The following is a 23244-nucleotide window of genomic DNA, read 5'->3' on the forward strand; positions in this document are numbered from 1 at the left end:
CCTCGTTTCACTCCGGTCGGATTATGCTCTAGCTGGACCAGTAGATGTGCACCGGAGTGCGGGCATTGTGGAAGACCGCGCGTACGGGCATTTCATTTTCGTCATTGCCGGCAAGTGCTTTTTCGAGCGTTTCTTGCTTGGCAGCGCCTTCAATGTGCAGAACCAGCATCTCTGCCTCCACAATGAGCGGCAGAGTAAGGGTGAGGCGCTTTTCGCCAACCCCTTCCGCATGGATCGGCAGGACGACGGCGCGCGTCGCCGGATCAATAGCCTGATCGAGCCGGTCGGCATTGGGGAAGAACGAGGCGGTATGCCCGTCATTGCCCATACCCAGCACCACCACATCGAATGGGCGGCGCAGCGCGTCGATGCGGTTGGCGGCAGCAAGTGCTGCGGTTTCAGCCGTGGTGGTCGGGTTGAAAAGACCGACAAACCGGGCCACGCCCGCATGATCGCGTAAAAGATGATCGCGCACCATTTTTTCGTTTGAGCGCTCGCTGGTGGTGGGGACAAAACGCTCATCGACGAGCGTGATCGTCACCGCCGTCCAGTCGATCATCTGGCGCGAGAGAACCTCGAATAGCCTGAGCGGCGTCATGCCGCCGGAAACTGCAAGCGTGGCCTGTCCCCGCTCAGCGATAGCCGCAGCCAGCTTGCTTGCGATCGCTGCCGAAAGCGCCTGCGCCAGTTCCGTTCCGCTGGTGAAATCATGCCGTTCGATGTTCATGCCATACCTTTCAAATTCGTTCCGTCACAGGGGGTTCGTGCCATGTTCGCCCATCGCGTTCGATAAGCGCAATGGATGACGAAGGCCCCCATGTTCCCGATGTGTAGCCCTGAACCTGCTGGTTGTTCAACTCCCATCCCTGAAGGATGGGATCAACCCAGCGCCATGCCGCCTCAACTTCGTCGCGGCGCATGAACAGGGTCTGGTTGCCGCGAACAACATCCATGATGAGGCGTTCATAGGCATCTGGATTGCGCTCGCTGAAGGATTCGGCAAAGCTCATATCGAGCGGAACATGGCGCAGGCGCATGCCGCCCGGACCAGGGTCCTTGATCATCAGCCATTGCTTCACGCCCTCATCGGGTTGCAGGCGAATGACGAGCGTATTGGCCATGACCTTGCCCGTGCCCTCGCCGAAGATCGAATGCGGGATCGGCTTGAAAGTGACGACGATTTCCGAAACGCGGGTGGCAAGGCGTTTGCCGGTACGCAGATAAAACGGCACGCCCGCCCAGCGCCAATTGGCGATTTCGGCCTTGAGGGCCACGAAGGTTTCAGTGTTGCTGATATCGTTGCCGAGATCTTCCAGATAGCCCTTGACCGGACCACCCGCCGAAGCCCCCGCGCGATACTGCCCGCGCACGGTGAGCTCCTCGACATTGGCGGTGGTGATAGGCTGGAGCGAACGCAGAACCTTGACTTTTTCGTCATGCACGGCATTGGCTTCCAGCGAGGAAGGCGGCTCCATGGCCACAAGGCAGAGAAGCTGGAGAATGTGGTTTTGCACCATGTCGCGCAGCGCGCCTGCGGTGTCGTAATAACCCGCGCGGCCTTCGAGGCCGACGGATTCGGCAACCGTGATTTGCACATGGTCGATATGGGCGGAATTCCACAGCGGCTCGTAAAGTGCATTGGCGAACCGCAGCGCCATCAGGTTTTGTACGGTTTCCTTGCCCAGATAATGATCGATGCGGAAAATCTGGTCTTCGCGGAAAACGCTGCCCAGCGTGTCATTGAGTTCCATGGCCGATTCCAGGTCGCGGCCGATGGGCTTTTCAACGATAATGCGCGTGTCGCGCGTAATCAGGCCGTTACTCTTGAGGCGGGTGGCGATATCGCCGAACAGGCTGGGGCTGACCGCCAGATAGAAAGCACGGATTTTTTCGGGCTTCTTGCCAATCACGGCCTTGAGCGTGTCCCAGCCGGTATCGGATTTGGCGTCGACGGCGACATAGCTCAGCCGGTCGAGGAATATCTCCACTTCCTTCGCATCGACTTCCTCCGGCTTGACGTGCTCATGAATGGCGTCATATGCGAATTTGCGATATTCCGCGTCAGTCATGGCACTGCGCGAAGCGCCGATGATACGTGTGGGGTCGGTGAGCTGACCGGCGCGCTGGCGCTGATAAAGCGCGGGGATCAGTTTGCGTTCCGCAAGATCACCCGAGCCGCCGAAAACAATGTAATCGAAGGGCTCTACCGGTATTATCTGGCTGGTCATCTATCGCTCTCTTCCATTTTGACGCAAATCAGTCTGCCGCGGCACAGTTTAACGGCAATTTTCTTTTTTGCGCGAGTAGTGTCTATAATCTAATCGATTTAAATTCAACCATCGCCCGGTAACATTCTCATAAATCTCACAAACTGCGCCATCTTCGCGTCTCGTTAACCGCATATCCATGCGTGACATGTTCATCATAACGCAATATTGCGACAGCAGACAGATTCCGCGCGCCGCGTCATACAGGTGATTTCACCCAGGACAAGCTGAACGGAATAAAATTAAAGGAGAATGGCATGAAGAGGCTGGAGGGCAAGGTTGCAATCATCACTGGCGCCGGATCGGGATTCGGCTCCGCGATAGCGCGCCGTTTTGCGGCCGAAGGCGCGAAGGTTGTTCTGGCGGATGTCAATATAAAGCGCGTGGATGATGAGCTTGCCGATATCGGGGCCGATGCCATTGCCGTTCAGGCCGATGTTTCGCGCAAGGACGACATGGAAGATCTTGCGCGCCAGGCTTTCGAAGCTTTCGGCCGTATCGACATCATGGTCAACAATGCCGGCTTTACTCATCGCAACATGGCGCTGACCGAAGTTGACGAGGACAATTTCGATCTCATCAACGCCGTTAACATGAAGGCGATCTACCACTCCACACTGATCGTCGTGCCGATCATGGAGCATCAGGGCGGGGGCATCATCATCAATACGGCCTCTGCGACGGCGATGCGCCCGCGCAAGGGCCTGACATGGTATTGCGCGTCCAAGGGCTGGGTGGTGAGCGCCACCAAGGCAATGGCGCTGGAACTGGCCGAGAAGAAAATCCGCGTGAACTGCATTTGCCCGGCGGAAAGCGATGGTGAGGGGATGGGCCTGTTTCTGGAGGAAGACACGCCGCAGGCACGCAAGGAACTGAAGGCATCCATTCCGATGGGCCGTTTCTCGCGACCCGAGGATATAGCGGAGGCAGCCCTCTGGCTTGCTTCGGATCAGGCGTCCATGGTGACGGGAACCGCGCTTGCCGTCGATGGCGGTTATACGATCTGATCGGAGCGCGCTTTGCAGAGCATCGATGTTTTGGTGATTGGGGCTGGCGCGGCTGGCATGATGTGCGCGATCGAGGCAGCTAAACGCGGTCGTTCGGTGCTGGTGCTCGATCATGCCAAAAGGCCGGGCGACAAAATCCGCATCTCCGGCGGCGGTCGCTGCAACTTCACCAATACCCATGCCAGCCCGAAGAATTTCCTCTCGCGCAATCCGCATTTCTGCATCTCGGCACTAAGCCGCTATACGCAGCGCGATTTTCTCGCTCTGGTCGAGCGTCACAGCATTGCTTGGCACGAAAAGACGCTGGGGCAATTGTTTTGCGACGGCTCCGCCACGCAGATCATCGATATGCTGCTTGGGCTGATGCAGCGCCATGGCGCGCAATTGCATGTATCGGCAACGGTCGAAAGCGTCGAGAAAAACGCCGACGGTTTCATGGTGCGCCATTCGGGCGGCACGGTCTCCTGCCGCTCGCTGGTGATCGCCACCGGCGGCAAGTCGATCCCCAAAATGGGCGCGACCGGCTTTGGTTATGATATTGCCGTGCGGTTTGGCCTGCGGCTGGTGGAAACCCGTCCGGGACTGGTGCCGTTGACTTTTGAGCCGAACCTTCTGGAGCGTTTGAAGCCGCTCGCGGGCGTGGCGGTCGATGCGGTTGTGGCGTGCCGCAAAACTCGCTTTGCGGAAGCCATGCTGTTCACGCATCGCGGCATCAGCGGGCCGTCGATTCTCCAGATTTCATCTTATTGGCGCGAGGGGGATGAAATTGTCATTTCCATGCTGCCCGGAACGGACCTGTTTGAGACGCTGCGCGAGGAGCGTGCCCGCAACGGGCGGCAGGCCTTGCAAACAGCACTTTCGCTGCATCTGCCCAAAAAGCTCGCGCAACTGATCGCCGCCGATATTTCCACAGCACAGAACCTTGCCGATTTCTCCGATGCCGCATTGCGGCGCGTGGCGGTTTCAGTCAACGAATGGCACGTCAAACCCGCCGGTTCCGAGGGATATCGCACTGCCGAGGTAACATTGGGCGGGATCGATACACGTGATCTTGATTCAAAAACCATGGAAGCCCGAAACGTGCCGGGACTTTATTTCATCGGCGAGGTCGTTGATGTGACCGGCTGGCTCGGCGGCTATAATTTCCAGTGGGCCTGGTCGTCAGGCTGGTGCGCGGGGCAAGTCGTTTGAGTCCGGATCAGCCTTTCTTGCGGCTGCGCAGTTCCGGGTTGGACTCAAGCTCGCGCTCGAAAGAAATCAGGCCCGTCGCATAGGGTTCCTGCCGCGCCACGCTCCAGTACTTGAGTTCGTCGAGCGGTATCTGTACGGCGCTGACCGCGCAGACGACATAGGAGCCATGCTTGACGATCTCGAAATCGCCGTCGAGATAGCGCAATACGGCCTGGGAGGAGCGGGGTGATTCAAATCTGTTCATTGTATAAATCCTTGATTTCAAAGCATATCAAGTCGGAGCGGTTCCGTCCATCGCGACATAGGTAATTAACGCCTTCCGAACAGCCGTTCAATATCGGTAAGTTTCAATTCAATATAGGTCGGGCGTCCGTGATTGCATGTGCCTGAGCCGGGCGTGGCTTCCATTTCGCGCAGCAGGGCGTTCATTTCTTCTGGTTTGAGCCTGCGGCCGGAGCGCACCGACCCGTGGCAGGCCATGGTCGCGGCGACATGGTTGAGCATCGCCTTGAGGCCGTCGGATGTGTCATGTTCGGCCACTTCGTCGGCAAGGTCGCGAATGAGCTGCTGCACATTCATTTCGCCCAGCATGGCGGGCGTTTCGCGCACGGCGATGGCGCCGGGGCCGAATTGTTCGAGGCCGAGGCCAAAGCGTGCAAGCGTCTGCGAATGCGCGGCCAGCCGCTGCGCGTCTTCTTCCGGCAGGTCGACGATTTCGGGGATGAGCAGCATCTGCCCGGCTATGGGCCGCGAATGGAGCGCATTTTTAAGTGCTTCATAGACCAGACGTTCATGGGCGGCGTGCTGGTCGACGATGACCAGACTGTCATCGGTCTGGGCGACGATGTAATTTTCGTGGATTTGCGCGCGGGCGGCTCCCAGCGGCTTTTCCATCAGTTCGGCAGGCGCTTGCGCAATGGTTGCGCGCGCATCGGCCGCAGGAGCGGCGACCGCTTCAATGGTTGCCTGTCCGTCTTCGCGGAAGGCGTGCAGGCTGTCGAGATCAAGCGGTCTATGTGCAGGATGGGCGGTCTGCGGCGACCATTCGCTCCGCGGGGCAGGGCGCGGTTGCAACCCCTGCGCGCGGAAAGCCTGCAACATGGCCTGCGCGCCGCTGGTGGCGGGGCGGATGCCGGAGCCTGCCAGCGCCTGCTTGATCGCGCCCACGATGAGGCCGCGCACCAGACCCGGATCGCGAAAGCGCACATCGGCCTTGGCCGGGTGCACATTGACATCGACAAGGGCGGGGTCGAGCGTGAGAAACAGCACCGCCACCGGATGGCGATCACGGGCGATGACATCGGAATATGCCCCGCGCAGCGCGCCGAAAATCTGCTTGTCGCGCACCGGCCGGCCATTCACATAGGCGAACTGATGCAGGCTGTTGCCACGATTGAAGGAGGGAATCCCGGCAAAACCGGCCAGCCGCACGCCGTCGCGTTCCGCATCAATATGCAGCGCATTATCGCAAAATTCACGGCCCAGAATTTGCCCGATGCGCTCCAGCGTGGCGTCCGCGCCGGTTCCGGTTATGGGCAGTTCGAGCGGTGTGCGATCGGTGCCTGCCAGCGAAAAGCGGATATGCGGAAAAGCAACGGCGATGCGTTTGACGACATCGGTAATGGCGGTGGCTTCGGCGCGATCGGTCTTCATGAATTTCAGCCGCGCGGGCGTTGCATAGAAAAGATCGCGCACCTCGACGATGGTGCCGCGATTGAGCGCTGCCGGACGAGGGCCATCGATATGGCCCGCCGAGACAGAAACCTCGAAGCCCGATTCTGCATTCTGCGGCCGCGATTTGAGGGTCAGCTTCGATACCGAGCCGATGGAAGGCAGGGCCTCGCCGCGAAAGCCCAGCGCACGGATATCATGCACATCATCGGAAAGCTTGGAGGTGCAATGGCGCGAAACGGCCAGCGGCAATTCGTCTGCGGGAATGCCCGAACCATTATCGGTGACGCGCAACAGCGTCTTGCCGCCGCCTGCCGTCACCACCTCAATGCGGGTGGCCCCGGCATCGATGGCGTTTTCGACAAGTTCCTTGACCACGCTGGCGGGGCGTTCAATCACCTCGCCGGCGGCAATCTGGTTGATGATGGTTTCGCTGAGGTGCCGGATCGTCATGGCGCGACTATAAAGCATGTCTCCCAAAAGTGGGAACCGGTTTTGGGTTAAAGACATGCGGAAAACAAAGATTTAAAGCGCATCGCATGATTGCCGTTAAATGCGATGCGTTTTAGGCGGACTCGCGGACGCAAAGAACCGGCTATTTGCCGCTTCAGGCGCGCCCGTAAATATCATCATAACGCACGATGTCGTCCTCGCCCAGATATTCCCCGCTCTGTACCTCGATGAGCACAAGCGGCAGAATGCCGGGATTTTCCAGACGATGCTTGAAGCCGCAGGGAATATAGGTGGACTGGTTATTGGTCAGCAAAATCTCGCGCTCGCCATTCGTCACCTTGGCGGTACCCGAAACGACGATCCAGTGTTCGGAACGATGATGATGGGCTTGCAGGCTCAGCCGCCGTCCGGGCTTGACCTCGATACGCTTGATCTTGAATCCGTCGCCTTCCTCAAGCACGGTATAGGTACCCCAAGGGCGATGAGCGGTTCGATGCAGCTTTGCCGCTTCATGCCCCTGATCGCGCAGCCGGTTGAAGACCTTGCGCACATCCTGCGCCCTGTCGCGATGGGCGACGAGCAGCGCGTCGGGCGTATCCACCACCAGAAGATCGTGCACGCCGACGAGGCTGACCAGCCGGTCTTCGGACAGGACGAAACTGTTGGTGGTGTCCTCGATCACGGTTTCGCCGCGCAGCTGGTTGCCATCGGCATCGGGTTCGATCAGATCGGCCATAGCCGCCCAGGAACCGATATCCGACCAGCCGCAGGCAACCGGGATGCAGGCAATGTTCGGCGCCTTTTCCATGACGGCATAGTCGATGGAAATGGCAGGCGTTGCCGCAAACTGGTCGCGTGGTATTTCAAGCGTGCGTGTCTCGCCATTGACGCCGCGCCGTGAATGTTCGAGCGCGGATTTCGCACCTGCCAGAACGTTCGGCGCATGGGTCTGCATCGCGTCGATCATCGTACCTGCCTTGAAGCAGAACATGCCCGAATTCCAATAATAATGCCCACTTTGCATATAGGACTGCGCCGTTGCGGCATCAGGTTTTTCCACAAAACGCAGAACATCGTTGCCCTCGACCTCAATATAGCCGAAGCCGGTTTCGGGGCGATCAGGCAGAATGCCAAAGGTTACGATGCGGTCGGTCTGTGCGAGCGCGCGCGCCTGGGAGACCGCTTGTGCAAAAGCCGCTTCGTTCTCGATCAGATGATCGGCGGGCATGATGAGCAGTATGGCTTCCATGCCATAGAGCGAGGCCGCTTGCAGGGCGGCAAGGGCGATTGCGGGCGCGGTGTCGCGGCCCAGCGGTTCGAGAAGAAAGGTGTTGTCGATCGGGCGCGCATCCACATCCGCATAGGCGTCGAGCGTGAGAAACAGGAAATCGCGGTTGGTGACCGTGAGTATCTGTTCCGCCCCTTCAAGGCGCGAGGCGCGCGCATAGGTCTTGCCGATCAGCGTGTCGCCATCGGGGAGTTCGATGAAGGGTTTGGGATGGGCGTCGCGCGAAAGCGGCCAGAGTCTGGAGCCGGAGCCGCCACTGATGATAACCGGAATGAAGCTCATTTTATCGCGGCGTCCCCTGTCGCGTTGCGGGCAATTTCAAGGCCCATGGTCAAAAACTGGCGGGCCTGCTCTTGCGTTGCTGCTTCCACGTAGCAGCGAAGCTCTGGCGCATTGCCCGATGCCCGGTAATGCAACGCATTGCCGGATGCAAAAAACAGCTTGACCCCGTCGATGTTCTCCATCCGCATAACCGGATCGCTGGCCGGGAAAAACTGCGCTTGCGTCTCTCGATCCGCAAGCACGGCGAGAAAGGCTGCGCTTGCATCCTGCGGAATATCTTGTAGTCGGTCGCTCAATGCAACCCGGAAACCATAACTGTCCGCAATTGCCGAAAGCGGGCGGCCCATCTGCCTGTCGCTGGCCAGGCAGGCGAGAATGGGCAAAAGCGCATCGCGTGTCGGCAGGGCAGAAAGCGTGCGGCTATTTCTCTCGATCGCGCTGCCGAGCAGCACGCCGCCATTGGCCTCGAAGCCGACAACGGTCTTGGCGTTCTCGCGCAAAGCCTGTTCCATGCCGGCAATGACGTAGGGCGAACCGACCCGCGTGCGCAGAACGCGTGCGAATTTTCCGCATTCTTCCAGCGCGGCATTCGACGTTACCGGCGTGACGACTGTATCCGCCCCGGCCCATGCAGCCGTAATGGCGCCCACCAGATCGCCGCGCACGAATTGTCCTCGCTCGTCCGCGATCAGCGGGCGATCGGCATCGCCATCGGTGGAGACGATAGCATCGAACCTGTCCTGCCTCGCCCATGCGGCAAGAAGACGGATATCTTCCGCGCGCAGCGCCTCTGTGTCGACGGGGACGAATATATCGGAACGGCCAAGGGCGGTCACTTGCGCGCCAAGAGCGGAAAGCACCTTCATCAGAATGTCGCGCGCCACGGAGGAATGCTGATAGACGCCGACTTTCAGTCCCGAAAGACTGTCTGCCCCCAGAAAGCTCGTATAGCGGTTGACATAGGCGTCGGCGGCTTCACTGTTTACAGGCAGACTGGCTGCCTTTCGCGCGGAGAGATCGCCGGGCAATGCCGCATAGGATATATTGATGGCGGTTTCATCGGCCTTGTCGATTTCGCCGGTGCCTCGATAGAATTTCAGCCCGTTGCGGTCATCGGGGATGTGGCTCCCAGTGACCATGATGCAAGGCGCGTTCCGTGCCATAGCGAAATAACTCAGCGCCGGAGTGGGCACTACGCCGCAATTGACCGGCTCATAGCCCGCATCCTCTATTGCCGCCATGGCAAGCGCTGCGATATCGGGACTGGAAGGGCGCAGGTCCTGGCCGATAAAAACCGGATCGCCTGCATCAATCTGGCCTTTTTGGGCCAGCATATGAACGAAAGCCAGCGAATAGGCATAGGCTGGTCGTCCATTGAGTTCGGTCGCCAGCCCGCGCAGGCCACTCGTGCCGAATTTGAGGGAATTGCCTGCCATGCCTTGTCCCAATCTGCCTTCTGGTCATCTTCCGACTGAAGATCATGTTCTTGCTGGCGCGATTTCAGTTTCCCGCAACCGCCGGTGCTGTTTCTTTCGTTCTATGCATATCCGGGCGCAGAATTTTTATACGATTTGCGCCGAAATGCTCTAATACAAAAGGATTAGAAGCGGATCCTCTATTGCCTATATCGACGCTGGTTTCAATCGTTGCTTGCCCTCGTGGTTATCGAGAACTTTCCGAAACCGCATAATCGCAATGTGCAGGCAGGTCGAAATCGGGCAGGCTTTGCGCCTTGATCACGGCGCGGGCGACCGCATGCGCCATGACGGTGGCGGCGATTGCACCGATGGCGGTGACATCGGCTCTAACGCCTGTGGCCTTGCCGGTCGAAAGCGCGAAGATCGTGTCGCCGTCCCACATAGTATGGACCGGATTGATGGAGCGGGCAAAGCCATCATGCGCCATGCTCGCGATCTTTTTGAGCTGGACCTTGTTGAAGTCTGCATTGGTGGCGATTGCGCCAATCGTGGTGTTGGCCCCGGCCGATTTGACCACCGTATGGCCCTGCATGAGCGAGGTCATGCTATTGCGCAAGCCCTTGCCGTCGGGCGTTCGAGCGCCCGCCAGAATCCGGCGCGAATCGGGAGCATAGACATCGCCCACCGCATTGACGGCCACGATTGCGCCGATCACGATTTCCGTTCCCGGTATCCGGTGGCTGGCCGTGCCGAGTCCGCCCTTCATCGCATATTCCATGCCGAACATCTTGCCCACACTTGCGCCTGCGCCCGCGCCGATATTGCCTTGCGCTGAGGGCTGCGTTGTTGCCGCCTTGCAGGCGAGATAGCCCGCTTCCTCGTCGGGGCGGATCGAGAAATCGCCAACGCCCAGATCCATCAGAACGGCAGCAGGCACGATGGGCACCACCCCGTTGCCGATCGCAAAGCCGAGCCGGTTTTCTTCCAGATAGCGCATGACACCGGTGGCGGCGGCAAGGCCATAGGCGCTGCCGCCCGAAAGCATGACCGCCTGTACCTTTTCCACCAGATTGACGGGATCGAGAAGATCAGTCTCTCGCGTGCCGGGGGCGGAGCCGCGCACATCGACGCCAGCGCTCGCGCCTTCTTCGCAAAGCAGGACCGTACAGCCGGTGGGGCGCCTGGTCAGCGTGTGATGACCGAGCTTGATGCCCGGCACATCGGTTATGCTGCCGCCGATCAGTTCAGGCATTTCATAATCCTCTGCTGGTTTTCGGCGTGTATCACGTAAATCTCTGCCCGGTAACTGAAACTTGTCGGTAAAAGGCTTTTCAAGCCGTCATAACCGTGTTACCAGCCAGTGCCAATTCAACCAAGCAACCAAGACAAGTCGCTGCTCCCGGATCCTGTGCCGAGAAGCGGCTTTTCCCATTCAAAGGAATTGGCTATGGCTAAAATCGTCGAATCTCCCACCGGCGCTCTCGCTCTCACTTTCGACGATGTGCTGTTGCAGCCGGGCCATTCCGAGGTGATGCCCGGCCAGGTCGATCTGCGCACCCGTATTGCCAGAGATATTGAACTCAATCTGCCCCTGCTCTCCGCCGCCATGGATACGGTGACGGAATCGCGCGTTGCCATCGCCATGGCACAGGCGGGCGGTATTGGCGTCATTCACCGCAATCTCACGCCGGAGCGTCAGGCCGAAGAAGTGCGGCAGGTGAAGAAATTTGAATCCGGCATGGTGGTCAATCCGGTCACGATCGGCCCGGATGCGACGCTCGCCGATGCACAGGCGCTCATGCAGGTGCATGGCATTTCCGGCATTCCGGTGGTCGAGAATGCGGGCAAGGGACCGGGGCGTCTGGTCGGCATCCTGACCAATCGTGACGTGCGCTTTGCATCCGATCCCAAGCAGCGCATTTATGAGCTGATGACACGCGAAAACCTCATTACGGTGCGCGAGAATGTCAATCAGGATGAAGCCAAGCTGCTTCTGCATCGCCATCGCATCGAAAAATTGCTGGTGACCGACGACAAGGGCCGCTGCGTCGGCCTCATTACTGTCAAGGATATTGAAAAATCGCAGCTCAACCCGAATGCCGCCAAGGATGCGCAGGGCAGTTTGCGCGCAGCGGCGGCAACCAGTGTCGGTGATGACGGTTATGAGCGCGCCGAACATCTGATCGATGCAGGCGTTGATCTTCTGGTCGTCGATACGGCGCATGGCCATTCGCAGCGCGTGCTCGATGCGGTTGCGCGCATCAAGAAAGCCTATCCCAATGTGGCGATCCTCGCGGGCAATGTGGCAACCTCTGACGGGACGCAGGCCTTGATCGATTCGGGCGCAGATGCCGTCAAGGTCGGTATCGGGCCCGGATCAATCTGTACTACGCGCATTGTTGCGGGTGTCGGCGTGCCGCAGCTTTCGGCCATCATGGCGGCGGTGGAAGCGGCGCATAAAAACGATATTCCGGTGATCGCCGATGGCGGCATCAAGTTCTCCGGCGATTTCGCCAAGGCGCTAGCTGCCGGTGCGGTTGCCGCCATGGTCGGCTCGTTGCTGGCAGGGACGGAAGAAAGCCCTGGCGAGGTCTATCTGCATCAGGGACGCTCTTTCAAATCCTATCGCGGCATGGGATCGGTGGGCGCCATGGCGCGCGGCTCGGCGGATCGTTATTTCCAGGCCGAGGTACGCGACGAACTCAAGCTTGTGCCGGAAGGCATTGAAGGGCAGGTGGCTTACAAGGGACCGATTGCGGCGGTGCTGCATCAGCTTGCAGGCGGACTGCGCGCCTCCATGGGCTATGTCGGTGCCAAAACGCTCGAAGAATTCCGCCAGAAGGCGACCTTCGTGCGCATTTCCAATGCTGGCCTGCGCGAAAGCCATTCGCATGGCGTGACCATCACCCGCGAAAGCCCGAATTATCCGGGCACTGTCTGACCGGTCGAAAGGGCTGCGATTTCGCGGCCATCGAGCTTCCAGCTTGCCGCACTTTCGATAATGCAGTCTGCAAGGGCCTGAAAATCCTTGCGGCGCCTGCTTTGCCGCCGCCAGAACAGCCCGATCTCCCGCTGCGGCTGGTTGCCTTCAAACGGCACGATGCGCATTTGGGTGCGCCCGGCCTCGGCACGCACGGCGATTTCGGGGATCAGCGTCAATCCCATCCCATGGCTGACCATCTGCAAAAGAGTGGTCATGCTGGTGGCGCCATATTTGACAAGCTGGCGCTCTGAGGGCAGCGAGCAGATTTCCAGCGCCTGATCGCGCATGCAATGACCTTCTTCGAGCAACAGGAGACGGTCGAGCGCGACATCATCCTGCGTCATCGGGGATGCCAGCACGGTGTGATCATTGCTGGAGGTGGCGATGAGGAAGCGATCATCAAAAAGCTTGAGCGAAGCCAGCCGGTTATCCTCGATGGGAATGGCGGCCACCACCGCGTCTATATCGCCTTCCAGCAGTTCCTCGATCAGTTTTGCTGTCACGCTTTCGCGTAAATGCAGATGCAGCGAAGGGTGCCGCTCGCGCAGTAGCGGCAGCAGCACCGGCACCAGATAGGGTGCGACGGTGGGGATGATGCCCAGCCGAAGCTGCGACTGCAACAGACCGCGGCTTTGCGCGGCTGTCTCCTCCAGCGCCTGCAATTCATCCAGAATGGTTTTGATGCCCGGAAGCAGGCTTTTCCCAAGCTCCGTCATGATGACCCGGCGCTGCGAGCGCTCAAACAGCGGCCCGCCCGCAAGCGTTTCCATCTCGGCGATCTGCGCGGAAAGCGCAGGCTGTGAAATATGAACCATTTCCGCAGCCTTGCGAAAATGAAGGGCGGTGGCGAGCGCATCGAAATAACGCATTTGGCGGGTGGTGAACATGATAAGATTATCTTATCAATAATGATTATAAAAGCAATTGGAGATTATTATTAGAATCGGTCTAAACTGCGGCCATTGCCCTGCCATGCCCATCGCTGCAACTCGTTGCAGGAGCGGTTAACTGCGGGTTTCGACATTTTTCAGGAAGGAGATTTCATGACAGACCGTCCGATCATGACCACGAGCGCAGGCGCGCCGATTTCGGATAACCAGAATTCCATTACCGCTGGCGAGCGCGGTCCGATCCTGATGCAGGATTATCAGTTGATCGAAAAGCTCACCCATCAGAACCGCGAGCGCATCCCCGAGCGCGCAGTTCATGCCAAGGGCTGGGGTGCTCACGGCACACTGACCATTACCGGCGATATTTCCAGATATACCAGGGCCAAGGCTTTGCAGCCCGGCGCGACGACCCCGATGCTGGCGCGTTTTTCGACCGTTGCCGGTGAACTGGGCGCAGCCGATGCCGAACGCGACGTGCGCGGTTTTTCGCTCAAATTCTACACTGAAGAAGGCAATTGGGATCTGGTCGGCAATAATACGCCGGTCTTTTTCGTACGCGATCCGCTTAAATTCCCCGATTTCATCCATACGCAGAAGCGTCATCCCAAGACGAACCTTCGCTCCGCCACGGCCATGTGGGACTTCTGGTCGCTTTCGCCCGAAAGCCTGCATCAGGTGACAATCCTGATGTCGGATCGCGGCCTGCCGACCGATGTGCGCCATATCAATGGCTATGGCTCGCACACCTACTCCCTCTGGAACGATGCGGGCGAACGCTATTGGGTCAAGTTCCATTTCAAGACCATGCAGGGCCATCGCCACTGGACCAATGAAGAGGCTGAAAAGGTGATTGGCGCGACACGCGAATCCACGCAGGAAGACCTGTTCTCGGCCATTGAAAAGGGCGAATTCCCCAAGTGGAAGGTTCAGGTGCAGATCATGCCTGAACTGGACGCGGACAAGACGCCTTATAATCCGTTCGACCTGACCAAGGTCTGGCCGCATGCGGATTATCCGCCGATCGATATCGGCATCATGGAGCTGAACCGCAACGCGGAAAACTACTTTGCGGAAATCGAAAATGCGGCTTTCTCGCCGTCCAATATCGTGCCGGGCATCGGTTTTTCGCCCGACAAGATGTTGCAGGCGCGCATATTCTCCTATGCGGACGCGCATCGTCATCGCCTGGGCACCCATTATGAAAGCATTCCGGTCAACCGCCCGAAATGCCCGGTGCATCACTATCACCGCGATGGCCAGATGAATGTCTATGGGGGCATCGCCACCGGTAATCCGGATGCCTATTACGAGCCGAATTCCTTCGGCGGCCCGGTTGAGCAGCCCTCGGCCAAGGAGCCGCCATTGCGCATCAGCGGCAATGCTGACCGTTATGATCACCGCATCGGCAATGATGATTATGTGCAGCCGCGCGCTTTGTTCAACCTGTTCGACGATGGGCAGAAGCAGCGCCTGTTCGCCAATATCGCCGCTGCCATGAAGGGTGTGCCGGGCTTCATTATCGAGCGCCAGCTTGGCCATTTCAAGCTTGCCCATCCCGACTATGAAGCCGGTGTGCGCAAGGCGCTCAAAGATGCCTATGGCTATGAAGCCGATACGGTGGCGCTGAGCGAAGAAGCGGCTGAATAAGCCCGATTTCTGACCGGATCAAAGCCGGGGTGCGTGTGTCGCACCCCGGCTTTTGTCGTTTTCGCGATTGCCTTTCCCCTGCAAGGAAGGCTATGCCCGACACAGCAGATGCAAAGGAGTGACAATGCGGCTTGGCGGACGCCTACAGGCGGCAATCGAAGTTCTGGACGATATTGAAACGGGCAAGCGCCCGGCTTCCGATGCGTTGAAGGATTGGGGTGCTGCGCACCGCTTTGCCGGAGCGGGCGACCGCGCGGTCATTGGCAATATCGTCTATGATGCCTTGCGGCGCAAACTCTCCATTGCCTGGCGCATGGATGCAGATGATGCGCGCGCGCTGGCCTATGGCGCGCTGCTCTCGGATGGCGGCATGGACATTGCCGCAATCGATGCGGCTTTTGACGGCGACCGCTTTGCCCCCGCCTTGCTGGAGCAGCCAAGGCGCGCCGCGTGGGAAGGCCGCGATCTTGAGCAGGCGCCGCCCCATATCCGGGCCGATGTGCCGCAATGGTGCGCGGCTTCGCTTGAGGCCTTGTTCGGCACGCGCTGGGTAGAGGAGGCGGCAGCGCTCGCCACGCGCCCGCCGGTCGATCTGCGCGTCAATGCCTTGAAATCCACTCCGCAGGCCGTTCTGGCTGCGCTTGAAAAGGCGGGAGCTGCCAGGGTTGCGCTCCTCGAACAGGCCTTGCGCATCGCGCCGATCGAGGCGCTTGGCCGTCATCCCAATGTCCAGACCGATCAGGCTTTTCTTGATGGCGGGTTCGAGGTGCAGGATCTGGGGTCGCAGCTTGCGGCAAGAATGGCGGCAGCACAGCCGGGCGAACAGGTGCTCGATTATTGCGCGGGCGCGGGGGGCAAGACCCTGGCGCTGGCCGCATCCATGGGCAATAGCGGCCAGATTCATGCCTATGATGCAGAGCGTGCACGGCTTTCTCCCATGCATGAAAGATTGCAGCGCGCAGGCGTTCGCAATACGCAGGTACACGGAAATCTTGATGCACTGGCACCGCTTGTCGGGCGGATGGACCTTGTGCTGACCGATGCGCCATGCACCGGCTCGGGCACATGGCGGCGCAGGCCCGACGCCAAATGGCGGCTCAATGAGCAGCAGCTTGAACGCCGTATGCAGGATCAGCACGAGGTGCTGCGAGCCGCCAGACATTATGTGAAGCCCGGCGGCAGGCTGGCCTATGTGACCTGTTCGCTGTTTGCCGAGGAAAATACGCAGCAGATCAAGCGCTTTCTGGCGGACAATGCGGACTTCGCCGAAATCGCGCCGGAAACACTGTGGAATGGCGTGGTTTCAGATGCCGGGCCTTTTGCGCCGGTCTATCCGTCCCATGGCAGCGTATTGTCGCCCCTGTCCACCGGGACGGACGGATTTTATGTGAGTATCTTGCGCAAGCAAAGTTAAGCCGGGGAAATTTATGCCAGCAAACAGAGTAGCTGAGCCTGACTTCAGGGAACGTGTCGAGGAAAGTTTTGGCCGACAGGCTGCAATGAAGCTGATCGGTGCGGACCTGACGCGCTGCGAACCGGGCATTGTCGAAATTGAAATGCCGTTTCGCGAAGAGCTGACCCAGCAACATGGCATTCTTCATGCAGGTATGATTTCCGCAGCGCTTGATTCCGCCTGCGGTTATGCGGCGCTCACCCTGATGCCGCCCGAAGCTGCCGTGTTGACCATCGAATTCAAGGTCAATCTGCTGGCGCCCGGCAAGGGCGACCGCTTTCTGTTTCGCGGTGAAGTCACCAAACCGGGGCGCACCATCATGGTCAGCGACGGGCAGGCTTTTGCCGTCACCGATACCAATGTGCGCCTGATCGCCACCATGACCGGCACCATGATGGTGGTTCAGGACCGCGAGGGATTGCAGGGGTGATTTAACCGGTATCGCATTTTCTGTTCGATTGTTGAAACGCGACACTTCTTCCATTGCTTTTTCGGTGCTTTTTATCTAGATGCTGCGCATGAGCACCACGGCACATCCCGACACCATCCTTATCATCGACTTTGGCAGCCAGGTTACGCAGCTGATTGCACGCCGCGTACGCGAGGCTGGGGTCTATTCTGAAATCGTTCCTTTCCAGTCTGCGGAAGATGCTTTCAAGCGCATCAATCCTAGGGCTGTGATCCTTTCGGGCAGTCCGCATTCGACGACCGATATTGGCAGTCCGCGCGCACCGCAGGCAATTTTCGAGGCCAAAATTCCGGTGCTGGGCATCTGCTATGGCGAGCAGACCATGTGCGAGCAGCTTGGTGGCAGGGTCGAGAGCGGTCACGATCGCGAATTCGGGCGCGCTTTCCTTGAAGTCGAGGAAGAGAGCGCACTATTTGCCGGAGTCTGGGCCAAGGGTACGCGCCATCAGGTCTGGATGAGCCATGGCGACCGCGTTACCGCTCTGCCGGAGGGTTTCAAGGTTATCGGCACGTCGCCCAATGCGCCTTTCGCTGCGATCTCGGACGAGAAGCGCAAATATTTCGCGGTGCAATTCCACCCCGAAGTAGTGCATACGCCGGATGGCGCGAAGCTGTTGCAGAATTTTGTTCATAATATTGTGGGCATCAAGCCGGACTGGACCATGTCCGCCTATCGCGAGCAAGCCGTGGAAGCCATCCGCAAGCAGGTCGGCAAGGGCAAGGTCATCTGCGCGCTTTCGGGCGGCGTCGATTCTTCGGTCGCGGCTCTTCTGGCGCATGAAGCCATCGGCGATCAGCTTACCTGCATTCTTGTTGACCATGGGCTGATGCGCAAGGACGAGGCCAGCCAAGTCGTGGAAATGTTCCGCGAACATTATAATCTGCCGCTGATTCTCGTTGATGCATCCGACCGCTTTATCTCGCAGCTTGAAGGCGAGGGCGATCCCGAAAAGAAGCGCAAGACGATTGGCCGTCTCTTCATCGAAGTGTTCGAGGAAGAAGCAAAAAAACTTGGTGGCGCGGATTTCCTCGTGCAGGGTACGCTTTATCCTGATGTGATCGAAAGCGTTTCCTTCACCGGCGGGCCTTCCGCCACGATCAAGTCGCATCATAATGTCGGTGGCCTGCCGGAGCGCATGAAGATGCAGCTTGTCGAGCCGCTGCGCGAACTTTTCAAGGATGAGGTTCGCGTTCTGGGCAAGGAATTGGGGCTTCCTGACAGCTTTATCGGCCGTCATCCGTTCCCAGGGCCGGGCCTTGCGATTCGCTGTCCCGGCGGGATTACGCGCGAGAAGCTGGAAATCCTGCGCGAGGCCGATGCGATCTACCTTGATGAAATCCGCAAGGCGGGCCTTTACGACGCGATCTGGCAGGCTTTCGCGGTGCTTCTGCCGGTGCAGACGGTTGGCGTAATGGGCGATGGCCGCACCTATGAATTCGTCTGTGCGCTGCGCGCGGTGACGTCTGTTGACGGCATGACTGCGGATTTCTATCACTATGACATGAACTTCCTCGGCAATGCCGCCACTCGCATTATTAATGAAGTGCGCGGCATCAACCGTGTCGTTTATGACGTGACCTCGAAGCCGCCCGGCACCATCGAGTGGGAATGATCCCGCGTCCGGCATAGGCAGGCACCAATTGGCACGAAGAAACACCTAAGCCCGCGTAAGTGCGGGCTTTTTTGTATTTCTGTCTGGCACTGTCTGGCAACTGCTGGGGGTTCCAAGCAAGGTTTTTTCGTGGCATCAATGTTGGTACTATCAATCAGCGATGCCATGTCAGGTGCCCGATACCATGCAACGCTACCGTTGATGTCCATGGTATCAGATTTTATTAATCTATTGTTTTCAAAGGTTAATTTATCAATTTTCGCCTGTATTTTCAGTATGGTATCAGGACCGATGAAGGACGAGACTCGTGTTGACCGATACCAAGCTGCGCAACCTCAAGCCCAGGGACAAGCTCTACAAGGTGAATGACCGAGATGGCCTCTATGTGGCCGTGACACCTGCCGGTTCCATCTCATTCCGCTACAACTACGCTATCAACGGACGGCAGGAGACCATCACCTTTGGCCGCTATGGCGTTGGTGGTATCACGCTGGCCGAAGCTCGTGAGCGACTTCACGAAGCGAAGAAGATGGTGGCGGCAGGCAAGTCGCCCGCCAAGGAAAAGGCTCGTGATAAGGCACGGGTCAAAGACGCCGAGACCTTTGGCGCTTGGGCTGAAAAATGGTTGCGCGGCTATCAGATGGCGGACTCAACCCGCGACATGCGCCGTTCCGTTTACGAGCGCGACCTGAAGCCAAAATTCGGTACTTGGAAGCTGACAGAGATTACCCACGAGGACTTGCGAGCACTGACTGATGCCATCGTTGAACGGGGCGCACCGGCTACCGCCGTTCATGTGCGTGAAATCGTGCTGCAGGTTTTTCGCTGGGCAACTGAGCGTGGCCAGAAGGTCGAGAATCCTGCGGAACTGGTGCGGCCAACGAGTATTGCGAGGTTCGAGCCCCGTGATCGAGCGTTAACGCCAGAAGAAATTGGGCTGATGTACCAGTACATGGAGAGGGTTGGTACAAGCCCTACAAATCGGGCGGCAGCCAAACTGCTGCTTCTGACGATGGTACGCAAAAGCGAACTGACCAACGCGACCTGGAGCGAGATCAACTTCAGTGAGGCGCTTTGGACGATTCCGAAGGAGCGGATGAAGCGGCGCAATCCGCACCTGGTATTTCTGTCCAGGCAGGCGCTAGATATTTTCATTGCGCTAAAAACCTTTGCTGGTGGTTCTGAGTTTATTCTGCCCTCGCGGTACGACTCGGACGTGCCGATGAGTAGTGCCACAATCAACCAAGTGCTAACGCTGACATACAAAGCGGCGCAGAAAGATGGGAAGTCACTTGCCAAGTTTGGGCCGCACGACTTGCGGCGTACAGCCAGCACGTTGCTGCATGAGGCTGGATATAACACCGACTGGATTGAGAAGTGCCTGGCGCACGAGCAAAGGGGAGTGAGGGCCGTATATAACAAGGCTGAGTACCGTGAGCAGCGGGCGGCGATGTTGCAGGACTGGGCGGACATGATTGACGAATGGACTGCGGGAAACGCCCGCTGATTTTTTTAGCCGCTAAAATTATCCTTGGCGCTTTCGCTTCTTCAAATGGAATATTTCGGGGATTGACGCTAGCGCCTTCGATACGGCTTGGCGTCGAATGCCTAGCCTCCGCGCAATCTCTGACTGATTGAATCCAGAGCACTGGAGCATCAGCATCTGCTTTTTACGGTCTGACAGCTTCGAGTCCACCATCAAGCGCGCTTGATGGCGCAACTCCGCTTTATCCGCCGGCTGTACGGTTCGGTCCAGCAAGTAGTGATAGAAATAGCTATCTATCAGCGAGTCGCCGGACGCTGCCTGCGGCGCAGATCGCTTCGCGCATTGACGGCTGAGCCTGGCAAGTTCGAGATCGAATTGCGCGAGGGAACGTTTTGCTTGCCTATATGCTGGGTTCCACTCGCCATTTGCCAGTTTAGGTCTATGCCGAGTGCAGTATTGGTGACTGAGTTCGAGTTTTTTATGATCTTCCAGCTCTACACTATTGACCTGCTCTTCAGTCACCGTCGCCATAAAGGCTGCGAACTCCGTCAGGTCTCCGCATAGCTCGCAGAATCCATGTTTTCGTTGCGCGTTTAGGTTGACACCCTTTGTGAGGGCTGACCTTCTAGGGCGCTTGCACGCGCAATCCCAAACCAATCCGATTAAAGATTCCAGAGTAGCGACAAAACTCTGGTCTCTAGGGGTCTGCCTGTCCTCCGTCTTGATGAACTGGCGTAGCAACTGGCGCTGCATACGAACGCTCGCCTCAAGCCCCACCAATCGAATGATAGCGCTGCAACCCACTCCTGGACCAGCACCAGGAACATAGCCCCTATAGCTTTCTGGAAGGGTCGCCATGTAAGCGGCCACGGCCGGATCAATCACTTCCTGTATCAATCGCATGATGGGGTAGCGCCGCGAGGACACAGAGTATGGCCGCCAGCGCTCCTCAAATTGCCGGATGGCTTTTGAGACGGATGGGTCACAGCCTTCCCAGATAACGATGGTTGGCTCATTTTTCATGTCAACTATTTTATACAATTAATAAGCTTAATCAAGAGGCATTACTGGGCATCATAAGGCATTCGTTAGTAATTGGAGACCAGGACATGCAAGCAACGCAAAGCAAGACGTTAATCAACAGGAAGAAACTCCTGAAGATGATCCCGCTCTCGGCGCGAACGATTTATAACTTGGAACAGCGGGGGGAATTCCCTCGCCGTATTGCTCTCACCAGTAGGAACATCGCGTGGGATTTGTCAGAGGTCGAGGAATGGATTGAGGCGCGTAAGTCGTCGGGTGTCCAAGCTACTCGACCCGGCGACGTGAGGGGCTAGCATGGCCCTTGACCTTATGGCGGCCTTCACTGAATTGCCGCCGCCGCTTGATTACGTTTTACCCAATATGGTTGTGGGCACTGTAGGCGCGCTTGTATCGCCCGGTGGGGCCGGTAAATCCATGCTTGCCCTGCAATTGGCTGCACAGATTGCGGGCGGCGCTGATCTGCTGGAAGTCGGCGAGCTGCCCACCGGCCCGGTGGTCTACCTACCTGCTGAAGACCCTCCCATCGCTATCTATCACCGATTGCATGCCCTTGGCGCACACCTCACAGCTGAGCAGCGGCAAGCCGTGGCTAATGGCCTGCTGATTGAACCGCTGATTGGCAAATGCCCCAACCTCATGGCCCTTGACTGGTTCGATGCTCTCAGGCGGGTCGCTGAGGGTCGTCGTCTGATGGTCTTGGATACCTTACGCCGCTTCCACATCGAGGAGGAGAACGCCAGCGGGCCTATGGCGCAAGTCGTTGGCCGCATGGAGGCTATAGCTGCCGATACTGGCTGCTCTATCGTGTTTTTGCACCATGCCAACAAGGGCGCGAGCATGATGGGAGGCGGCGACCAACAGCAGGCCAGTCGTGGGTCATCTGTACTGGTCGACAATATCCGGTGGCAATCGTATCTGTCCGGCATGACGCAGGCCGAGGCCGAGGAGTGGGGCGTTGATGGAAGCCAGCGTGGGTACTTCGTTCGCTATGGTGTCAGCAAAGCAAACTACGGTGCGCCTTTCCAGGAATGTTGGTTCAGGCGACACGAAGGCGGCGTCCTCAAGCCGGCCGTACTTGAGCGGCAGAAACGCCAGTCGCCTAACAAGCTGAAATCCGTAGCGAGGGGCGGCAATGATAACTGGTAACCAGGTCGCCCCGACCAGCACGGCATTGCAGGCCCGAGTGATGATCTATCAGCCTAGCCAGCGTCCACAAGAACGTATGGGACAGTGGATGGAAACCGGATTTGGTCGATGCCGAGTAACGGGCAGGCTTGGCCAGCGTCACGCCGATATCGTGGAGTCCATGCTGTATGTGGCCGAACGGCGCCGCGAAATCTCAGACGGTGGCGTCGAACTGCTAGTTGACCCGGCAAATCTGCGCCGGACGCTATCGGATCATCAGTACAGCCACGGCCGCATCAAGAAGCTGCTGATCGACCTGCGAGCCGCCACAGTAGAGATCGTGACGCCAGAACTGGAGAGGAGTGGTGACTGCATCATCGGTGGCCTGATCGACCACGTTATCCCATCACCTATGACACGCCACGACCCGCTCACTGGCGGCGTGCGTCATTTGTGGCGCGTCCGGCTGGGCGTCGCCCTGGTGATGCTGCTGGAAAGGGACTTGTCCCTGTACTACCCGCCTGCACCCATAGCCAGGTTGCAGCATGGGATCAGCCAAGCGGTCGCCCGGCATGTGCTCACACACAAACATGATCCGGCCGGCGGATGGTATCTGGATACATTGATTCGTGCTGTATGCGGCGCTGCTGCCAGCAGCAAGATGATGTGCAATTGTCGCTACAGGCTCAAGGAGGATGCCGAGCGTTTGCGCGAGATGGGCATTGAGATAGATACCGAAAACCGGGTGAAACGTCTCACAGCGGCCCGGTAGCGACTCACAGCGGCCCGATGGCATCTCACACCGGCCCGGCGACAACTCACAGCGGCCCGAATTTTTGCGGTTTTGGCAGGATGTCCAGGATATTTTAGGATATCCAGGCGGTGTAACCGCCCGCTTGAGGCGGGCGCTTGCACATTGGTCGATAAGGCCCTGTCGGGCTTCATCGATCGGCCATAG

19 protein-coding genes and 1 pseudogene are annotated in these 23244 nt (G+C 58.4%); 11 read left to right on the top strand and 9 right to left on the bottom strand.

Annotated features, from left to right (window positions below):
• Positions 1–28 precede the first annotated feature (28 nt).
• On the bottom strand, positions 29–727 hold the full coding sequence (pgl, locus tag KUG47_RS09425; protein ID WP_217677699.1) for a 6-phosphogluconolactonase: 699 nt from the start codon (positions 725–727) through the stop codon (positions 29–31).
• A gap of 10 nt (positions 728–737) precedes the next feature.
• Positions 738–2228, bottom strand: coding sequence for a glucose-6-phosphate dehydrogenase (gene zwf, locus KUG47_RS09430; protein WP_217677700.1), 1491 nt, complete (start codon positions 2226–2228; stop codon positions 738–740).
• A 296-nt stretch (positions 2229–2524) separates the two neighbouring features.
• Here zwf and KUG47_RS09435 point away from each other — a divergent pair, with 296 nt between their 5' ends.
• Positions 2525–3274, top strand: coding sequence for an SDR family oxidoreductase (locus KUG47_RS09435; protein WP_217677701.1), 750 nt, complete (start codon positions 2525–2527; stop codon positions 3272–3274).
• 57 nt (positions 3275–3331) lie between these two features.
• Positions 3332–4465: a BaiN/RdsA family NAD(P)/FAD-dependent oxidoreductase gene (locus KUG47_RS09440; RefSeq protein WP_422718077.1), complete on the top strand. Its 1134-nt coding sequence runs from the start codon at positions 3332–3334 to the stop codon at positions 4463–4465.
• Between the two features lie 7 nt (positions 4466–4472).
• Here the strand turns inward: KUG47_RS09440 and KUG47_RS09445 are convergent, their stop codons facing one another.
• The 5 genes and pseudogenes from KUG47_RS09445 to KUG47_RS09465 form a co-directional block, all read right to left on the bottom strand.
• Complete coding sequence (locus KUG47_RS09445) at positions 4473–4709, bottom strand: DUF2093 domain-containing protein (RefSeq protein ID WP_217677703.1); 237 nt, start codon at positions 4707–4709, stop codon at positions 4473–4475.
• Between the two features lie 65 nt (positions 4710–4774).
• The gene (mutL, locus tag KUG47_RS09450) at positions 4775–6589 is read right to left on the bottom strand and encodes a DNA mismatch repair endonuclease MutL (protein ID WP_217677810.1); all 1815 of its coding nucleotides are present in this window, start codon (positions 6587–6589) and stop codon (positions 4775–4777) included.
• A gap of 154 nt (positions 6590–6743) precedes the next feature.
• Positions 6744–8159: a mannose-1-phosphate guanylyltransferase/mannose-6-phosphate isomerase gene (locus tag KUG47_RS09455; RefSeq protein WP_217677704.1), complete on the bottom strand. Its 1416-nt coding sequence runs from the start codon at positions 8157–8159 to the stop codon at positions 6744–6746.
• Positions 8156–9595, bottom strand: a complete 1440-nt coding sequence (locus tag KUG47_RS09460) for a phosphomannomutase (protein WP_217677705.1) — start codon at positions 9593–9595, stop codon at positions 8156–8158. Before KUG47_RS09460 ends, KUG47_RS09455 begins: the two co-directional genes overlap by 4 nt.
• Positions 9596–9821: 226 nt before the next feature.
• Positions 9822–10841 (bottom strand): annotated as a pseudogene (locus KUG47_RS09465) (P1 family peptidase); the annotation flags it as partial.
• Between the two features lie 183 nt (positions 10842–11024).
• Between KUG47_RS09465 and guaB the strand changes: the two are divergent.
• Positions 11025–12518, top strand: a complete 1494-nt coding sequence (gene guaB, locus KUG47_RS09470; protein WP_217677707.1) for an IMP dehydrogenase — start codon at positions 11025–11027, stop codon at positions 12516–12518.
• Here the strand turns inward: guaB and KUG47_RS09475 are convergent.
• Complete coding sequence (locus KUG47_RS09475) at positions 12500–13447, bottom strand: hydrogen peroxide-inducible genes activator (RefSeq protein ID WP_217677708.1); 948 nt, start codon at positions 13445–13447, stop codon at positions 12500–12502. The genes guaB and KUG47_RS09475 overlap by 19 nt on opposite strands.
• 156 nt (positions 13448–13603) lie before the next feature.
• Here KUG47_RS09475 and katA point away from each other — a divergent pair, with 156 nt between their 5' ends.
• From katA to KUG47_RS09500, 5 genes are all read left to right on the top strand, one after another.
• The gene (gene katA, locus KUG47_RS09480) at positions 13604–15097 is read left to right on the top strand and encodes a catalase KatA (protein ID WP_217677709.1); all 1494 of its coding nucleotides are present in this window, start codon (positions 13604–13606) and stop codon (positions 15095–15097) included.
• A 124-nt stretch (positions 15098–15221) separates the two neighbouring features.
• On the top strand, positions 15222–16511 hold the full coding sequence (locus tag KUG47_RS09485) for an RsmB/NOP family class I SAM-dependent RNA methyltransferase (protein WP_217677710.1): 1290 nt from the start codon (positions 15222–15224) through the stop codon (positions 16509–16511).
• A gap of 13 nt (positions 16512–16524) precedes the next feature.
• Positions 16525–16980 carry a PaaI family thioesterase gene (locus KUG47_RS09490; RefSeq protein WP_217677711.1) on the top strand — a complete coding sequence of 152 codons (456 nt, stop codon included), beginning with the start codon at positions 16525–16527 and terminating at the stop codon, positions 16978–16980.
• 88 nt (positions 16981–17068) lie between these two features.
• Entirely contained in the window at positions 17069–18631 is a 1563-nt protein-coding gene (gene guaA, locus KUG47_RS09495; protein ID WP_217677712.1) for a glutamine-hydrolyzing GMP synthase, read from the top strand.
• A gap of 307 nt (positions 18632–18938) precedes the next feature.
• Positions 18939–20138, top strand: coding sequence for a tyrosine-type recombinase/integrase (locus KUG47_RS09500; RefSeq protein ID WP_217677713.1), 1200 nt, complete (start codon positions 18939–18941; stop codon positions 20136–20138).
• An 18-nt stretch (positions 20139–20156) separates the two neighbouring features.
• On the opposite strand, the gene KUG47_RS09505 is transcribed toward KUG47_RS09500, so the two are convergent.
• Positions 20157–21140 (bottom strand): LuxR family transcriptional regulator, encoded by a 984-nt coding sequence (locus KUG47_RS09505; RefSeq protein ID WP_254799467.1) that lies wholly within the window; start codon positions 21138–21140, stop codon positions 20157–20159.
• An 86-nt stretch (positions 21141–21226) separates the two neighbouring features.
• On the opposite strand from KUG47_RS09505, the gene KUG47_RS09510 reads away from it, so the two are divergent.
• The 3 genes from KUG47_RS09510 to KUG47_RS09520 are packed head-to-tail and all read left to right on the top strand — an operon-like array spanning position 21227 to position 23058.
• Positions 21227–21454 carry a helix-turn-helix transcriptional regulator gene (locus tag KUG47_RS09510; protein WP_217677714.1) on the top strand — a complete coding sequence of 76 codons (228 nt, stop codon included), beginning with the start codon at positions 21227–21229 and terminating at the stop codon, positions 21452–21454.
• A 1-nt stretch (position 21455) separates the two neighbouring features.
• On the top strand, positions 21456–22307 hold the full coding sequence (locus tag KUG47_RS09515) for a helicase RepA family protein (RefSeq protein ID WP_217677715.1): 852 nt from the start codon (positions 21456–21458) through the stop codon (positions 22305–22307).
• Positions 22294–23058: an ABC transporter ATPase gene (locus tag KUG47_RS09520; protein ID WP_217677716.1), complete on the top strand. Its 765-nt coding sequence runs from the start codon at positions 22294–22296 to the stop codon at positions 23056–23058. The genes KUG47_RS09515 and KUG47_RS09520 overlap by 14 nt, the downstream gene beginning before the upstream one ends.
• The last annotated feature ends 186 nt before the right edge of the window (positions 23059–23244 follow it).

Origin of the sequence: Falsochrobactrum tianjinense (genome assembly GCF_019100495.1) — a bacterium.
Lineage (GTDB): Bacteria > Pseudomonadota > Alphaproteobacteria > Rhizobiales > Rhizobiaceae > Brucella > Brucella tianjinense.

What these genes read in the sequence shown, in the direction of transcription:
- KUG47_RS09490 (WP_217677711.1), top strand. Translation starts at nt 16,525, where the DNA reads ATGCCAGCAAACAGAGTAGCTGAGCCTGACTTCAGGGAACGTGTCGAG.
- KUG47_RS09440 (WP_422718077.1), top strand. Translation starts at nt 3,332, where the DNA reads ATGATGTGCGCGATCGAGGCAGCTAAACGCGGTCGTTCGGTGCTGGTG.
- guaB (WP_217677707.1), top strand. Translation starts at nt 11,025, where the DNA reads ATGGCTAAAATCGTCGAATCTCCCACCGGCGCTCTCGCTCTCACTTTC.
- KUG47_RS09515 (WP_217677715.1), top strand. Translation starts at nt 21,456, where the DNA reads ATGGCCCTTGACCTTATGGCGGCCTTCACTGAATTGCCGCCGCCGCTT.
- KUG47_RS09435 (WP_217677701.1), top strand. Translation starts at nt 2,525, where the DNA reads ATGAAGAGGCTGGAGGGCAAGGTTGCAATCATCACTGGCGCCGGATCG.
- KUG47_RS09510 (WP_217677714.1), top strand. Translation starts at nt 21,227, where the DNA reads ATGCAAGCAACGCAAAGCAAGACGTTAATCAACAGGAAGAAACTCCTG.
- guaA (WP_217677712.1), top strand. Translation starts at nt 17,069, where the DNA reads ATGAGCACCACGGCACATCCCGACACCATCCTTATCATCGACTTTGGC.
- KUG47_RS09445 (WP_217677703.1), bottom strand. Translation starts at nt 4,709, where the DNA reads ATGAACAGATTTGAATCACCCCGCTCCTCCCAGGCCGTATTGCGCTAT.
- pgl (WP_217677699.1), bottom strand. Translation starts at nt 727, where the DNA reads ATGAACATCGAACGGCATGATTTCACCAGCGGAACGGAACTGGCGCAG.
- zwf (WP_217677700.1), bottom strand. Translation starts at nt 2,228, where the DNA reads ATGACCAGCCAGATAATACCGGTAGAGCCCTTCGATTACATTGTTTTC.
- KUG47_RS09520 (WP_217677716.1), top strand. Translation starts at nt 22,294, where the DNA reads ATGATAACTGGTAACCAGGTCGCCCCGACCAGCACGGCATTGCAGGCC.
- KUG47_RS09475 (WP_217677708.1), bottom strand. Translation starts at nt 13,447, where the DNA reads ATGTTCACCACCCGCCAAATGCGTTATTTCGATGCGCTCGCCACCGCC.
- KUG47_RS09460 (WP_217677705.1), bottom strand. Translation starts at nt 9,595, where the DNA reads ATGGCAGGCAATTCCCTCAAATTCGGCACGAGTGGCCTGCGCGGGCTG.
- katA (WP_217677709.1), top strand. Translation starts at nt 13,604, where the DNA reads ATGACAGACCGTCCGATCATGACCACGAGCGCAGGCGCGCCGATTTCG.
- KUG47_RS09505 (WP_254799467.1), bottom strand. Translation starts at nt 21,140, where the DNA reads ATGAAAAATGAGCCAACCATCGTTATCTGGGAAGGCTGTGACCCATCC.
- KUG47_RS09455 (WP_217677704.1), bottom strand. Translation starts at nt 8,159, where the DNA reads ATGAGCTTCATTCCGGTTATCATCAGTGGCGGCTCCGGCTCCAGACTC.
- KUG47_RS09485 (WP_217677710.1), top strand. Translation starts at nt 15,222, where the DNA reads ATGCGGCTTGGCGGACGCCTACAGGCGGCAATCGAAGTTCTGGACGAT.
- mutL (WP_217677810.1), bottom strand. Translation starts at nt 6,589, where the DNA reads ATGACGATCCGGCACCTCAGCGAAACCATCATCAACCAGATTGCCGCC.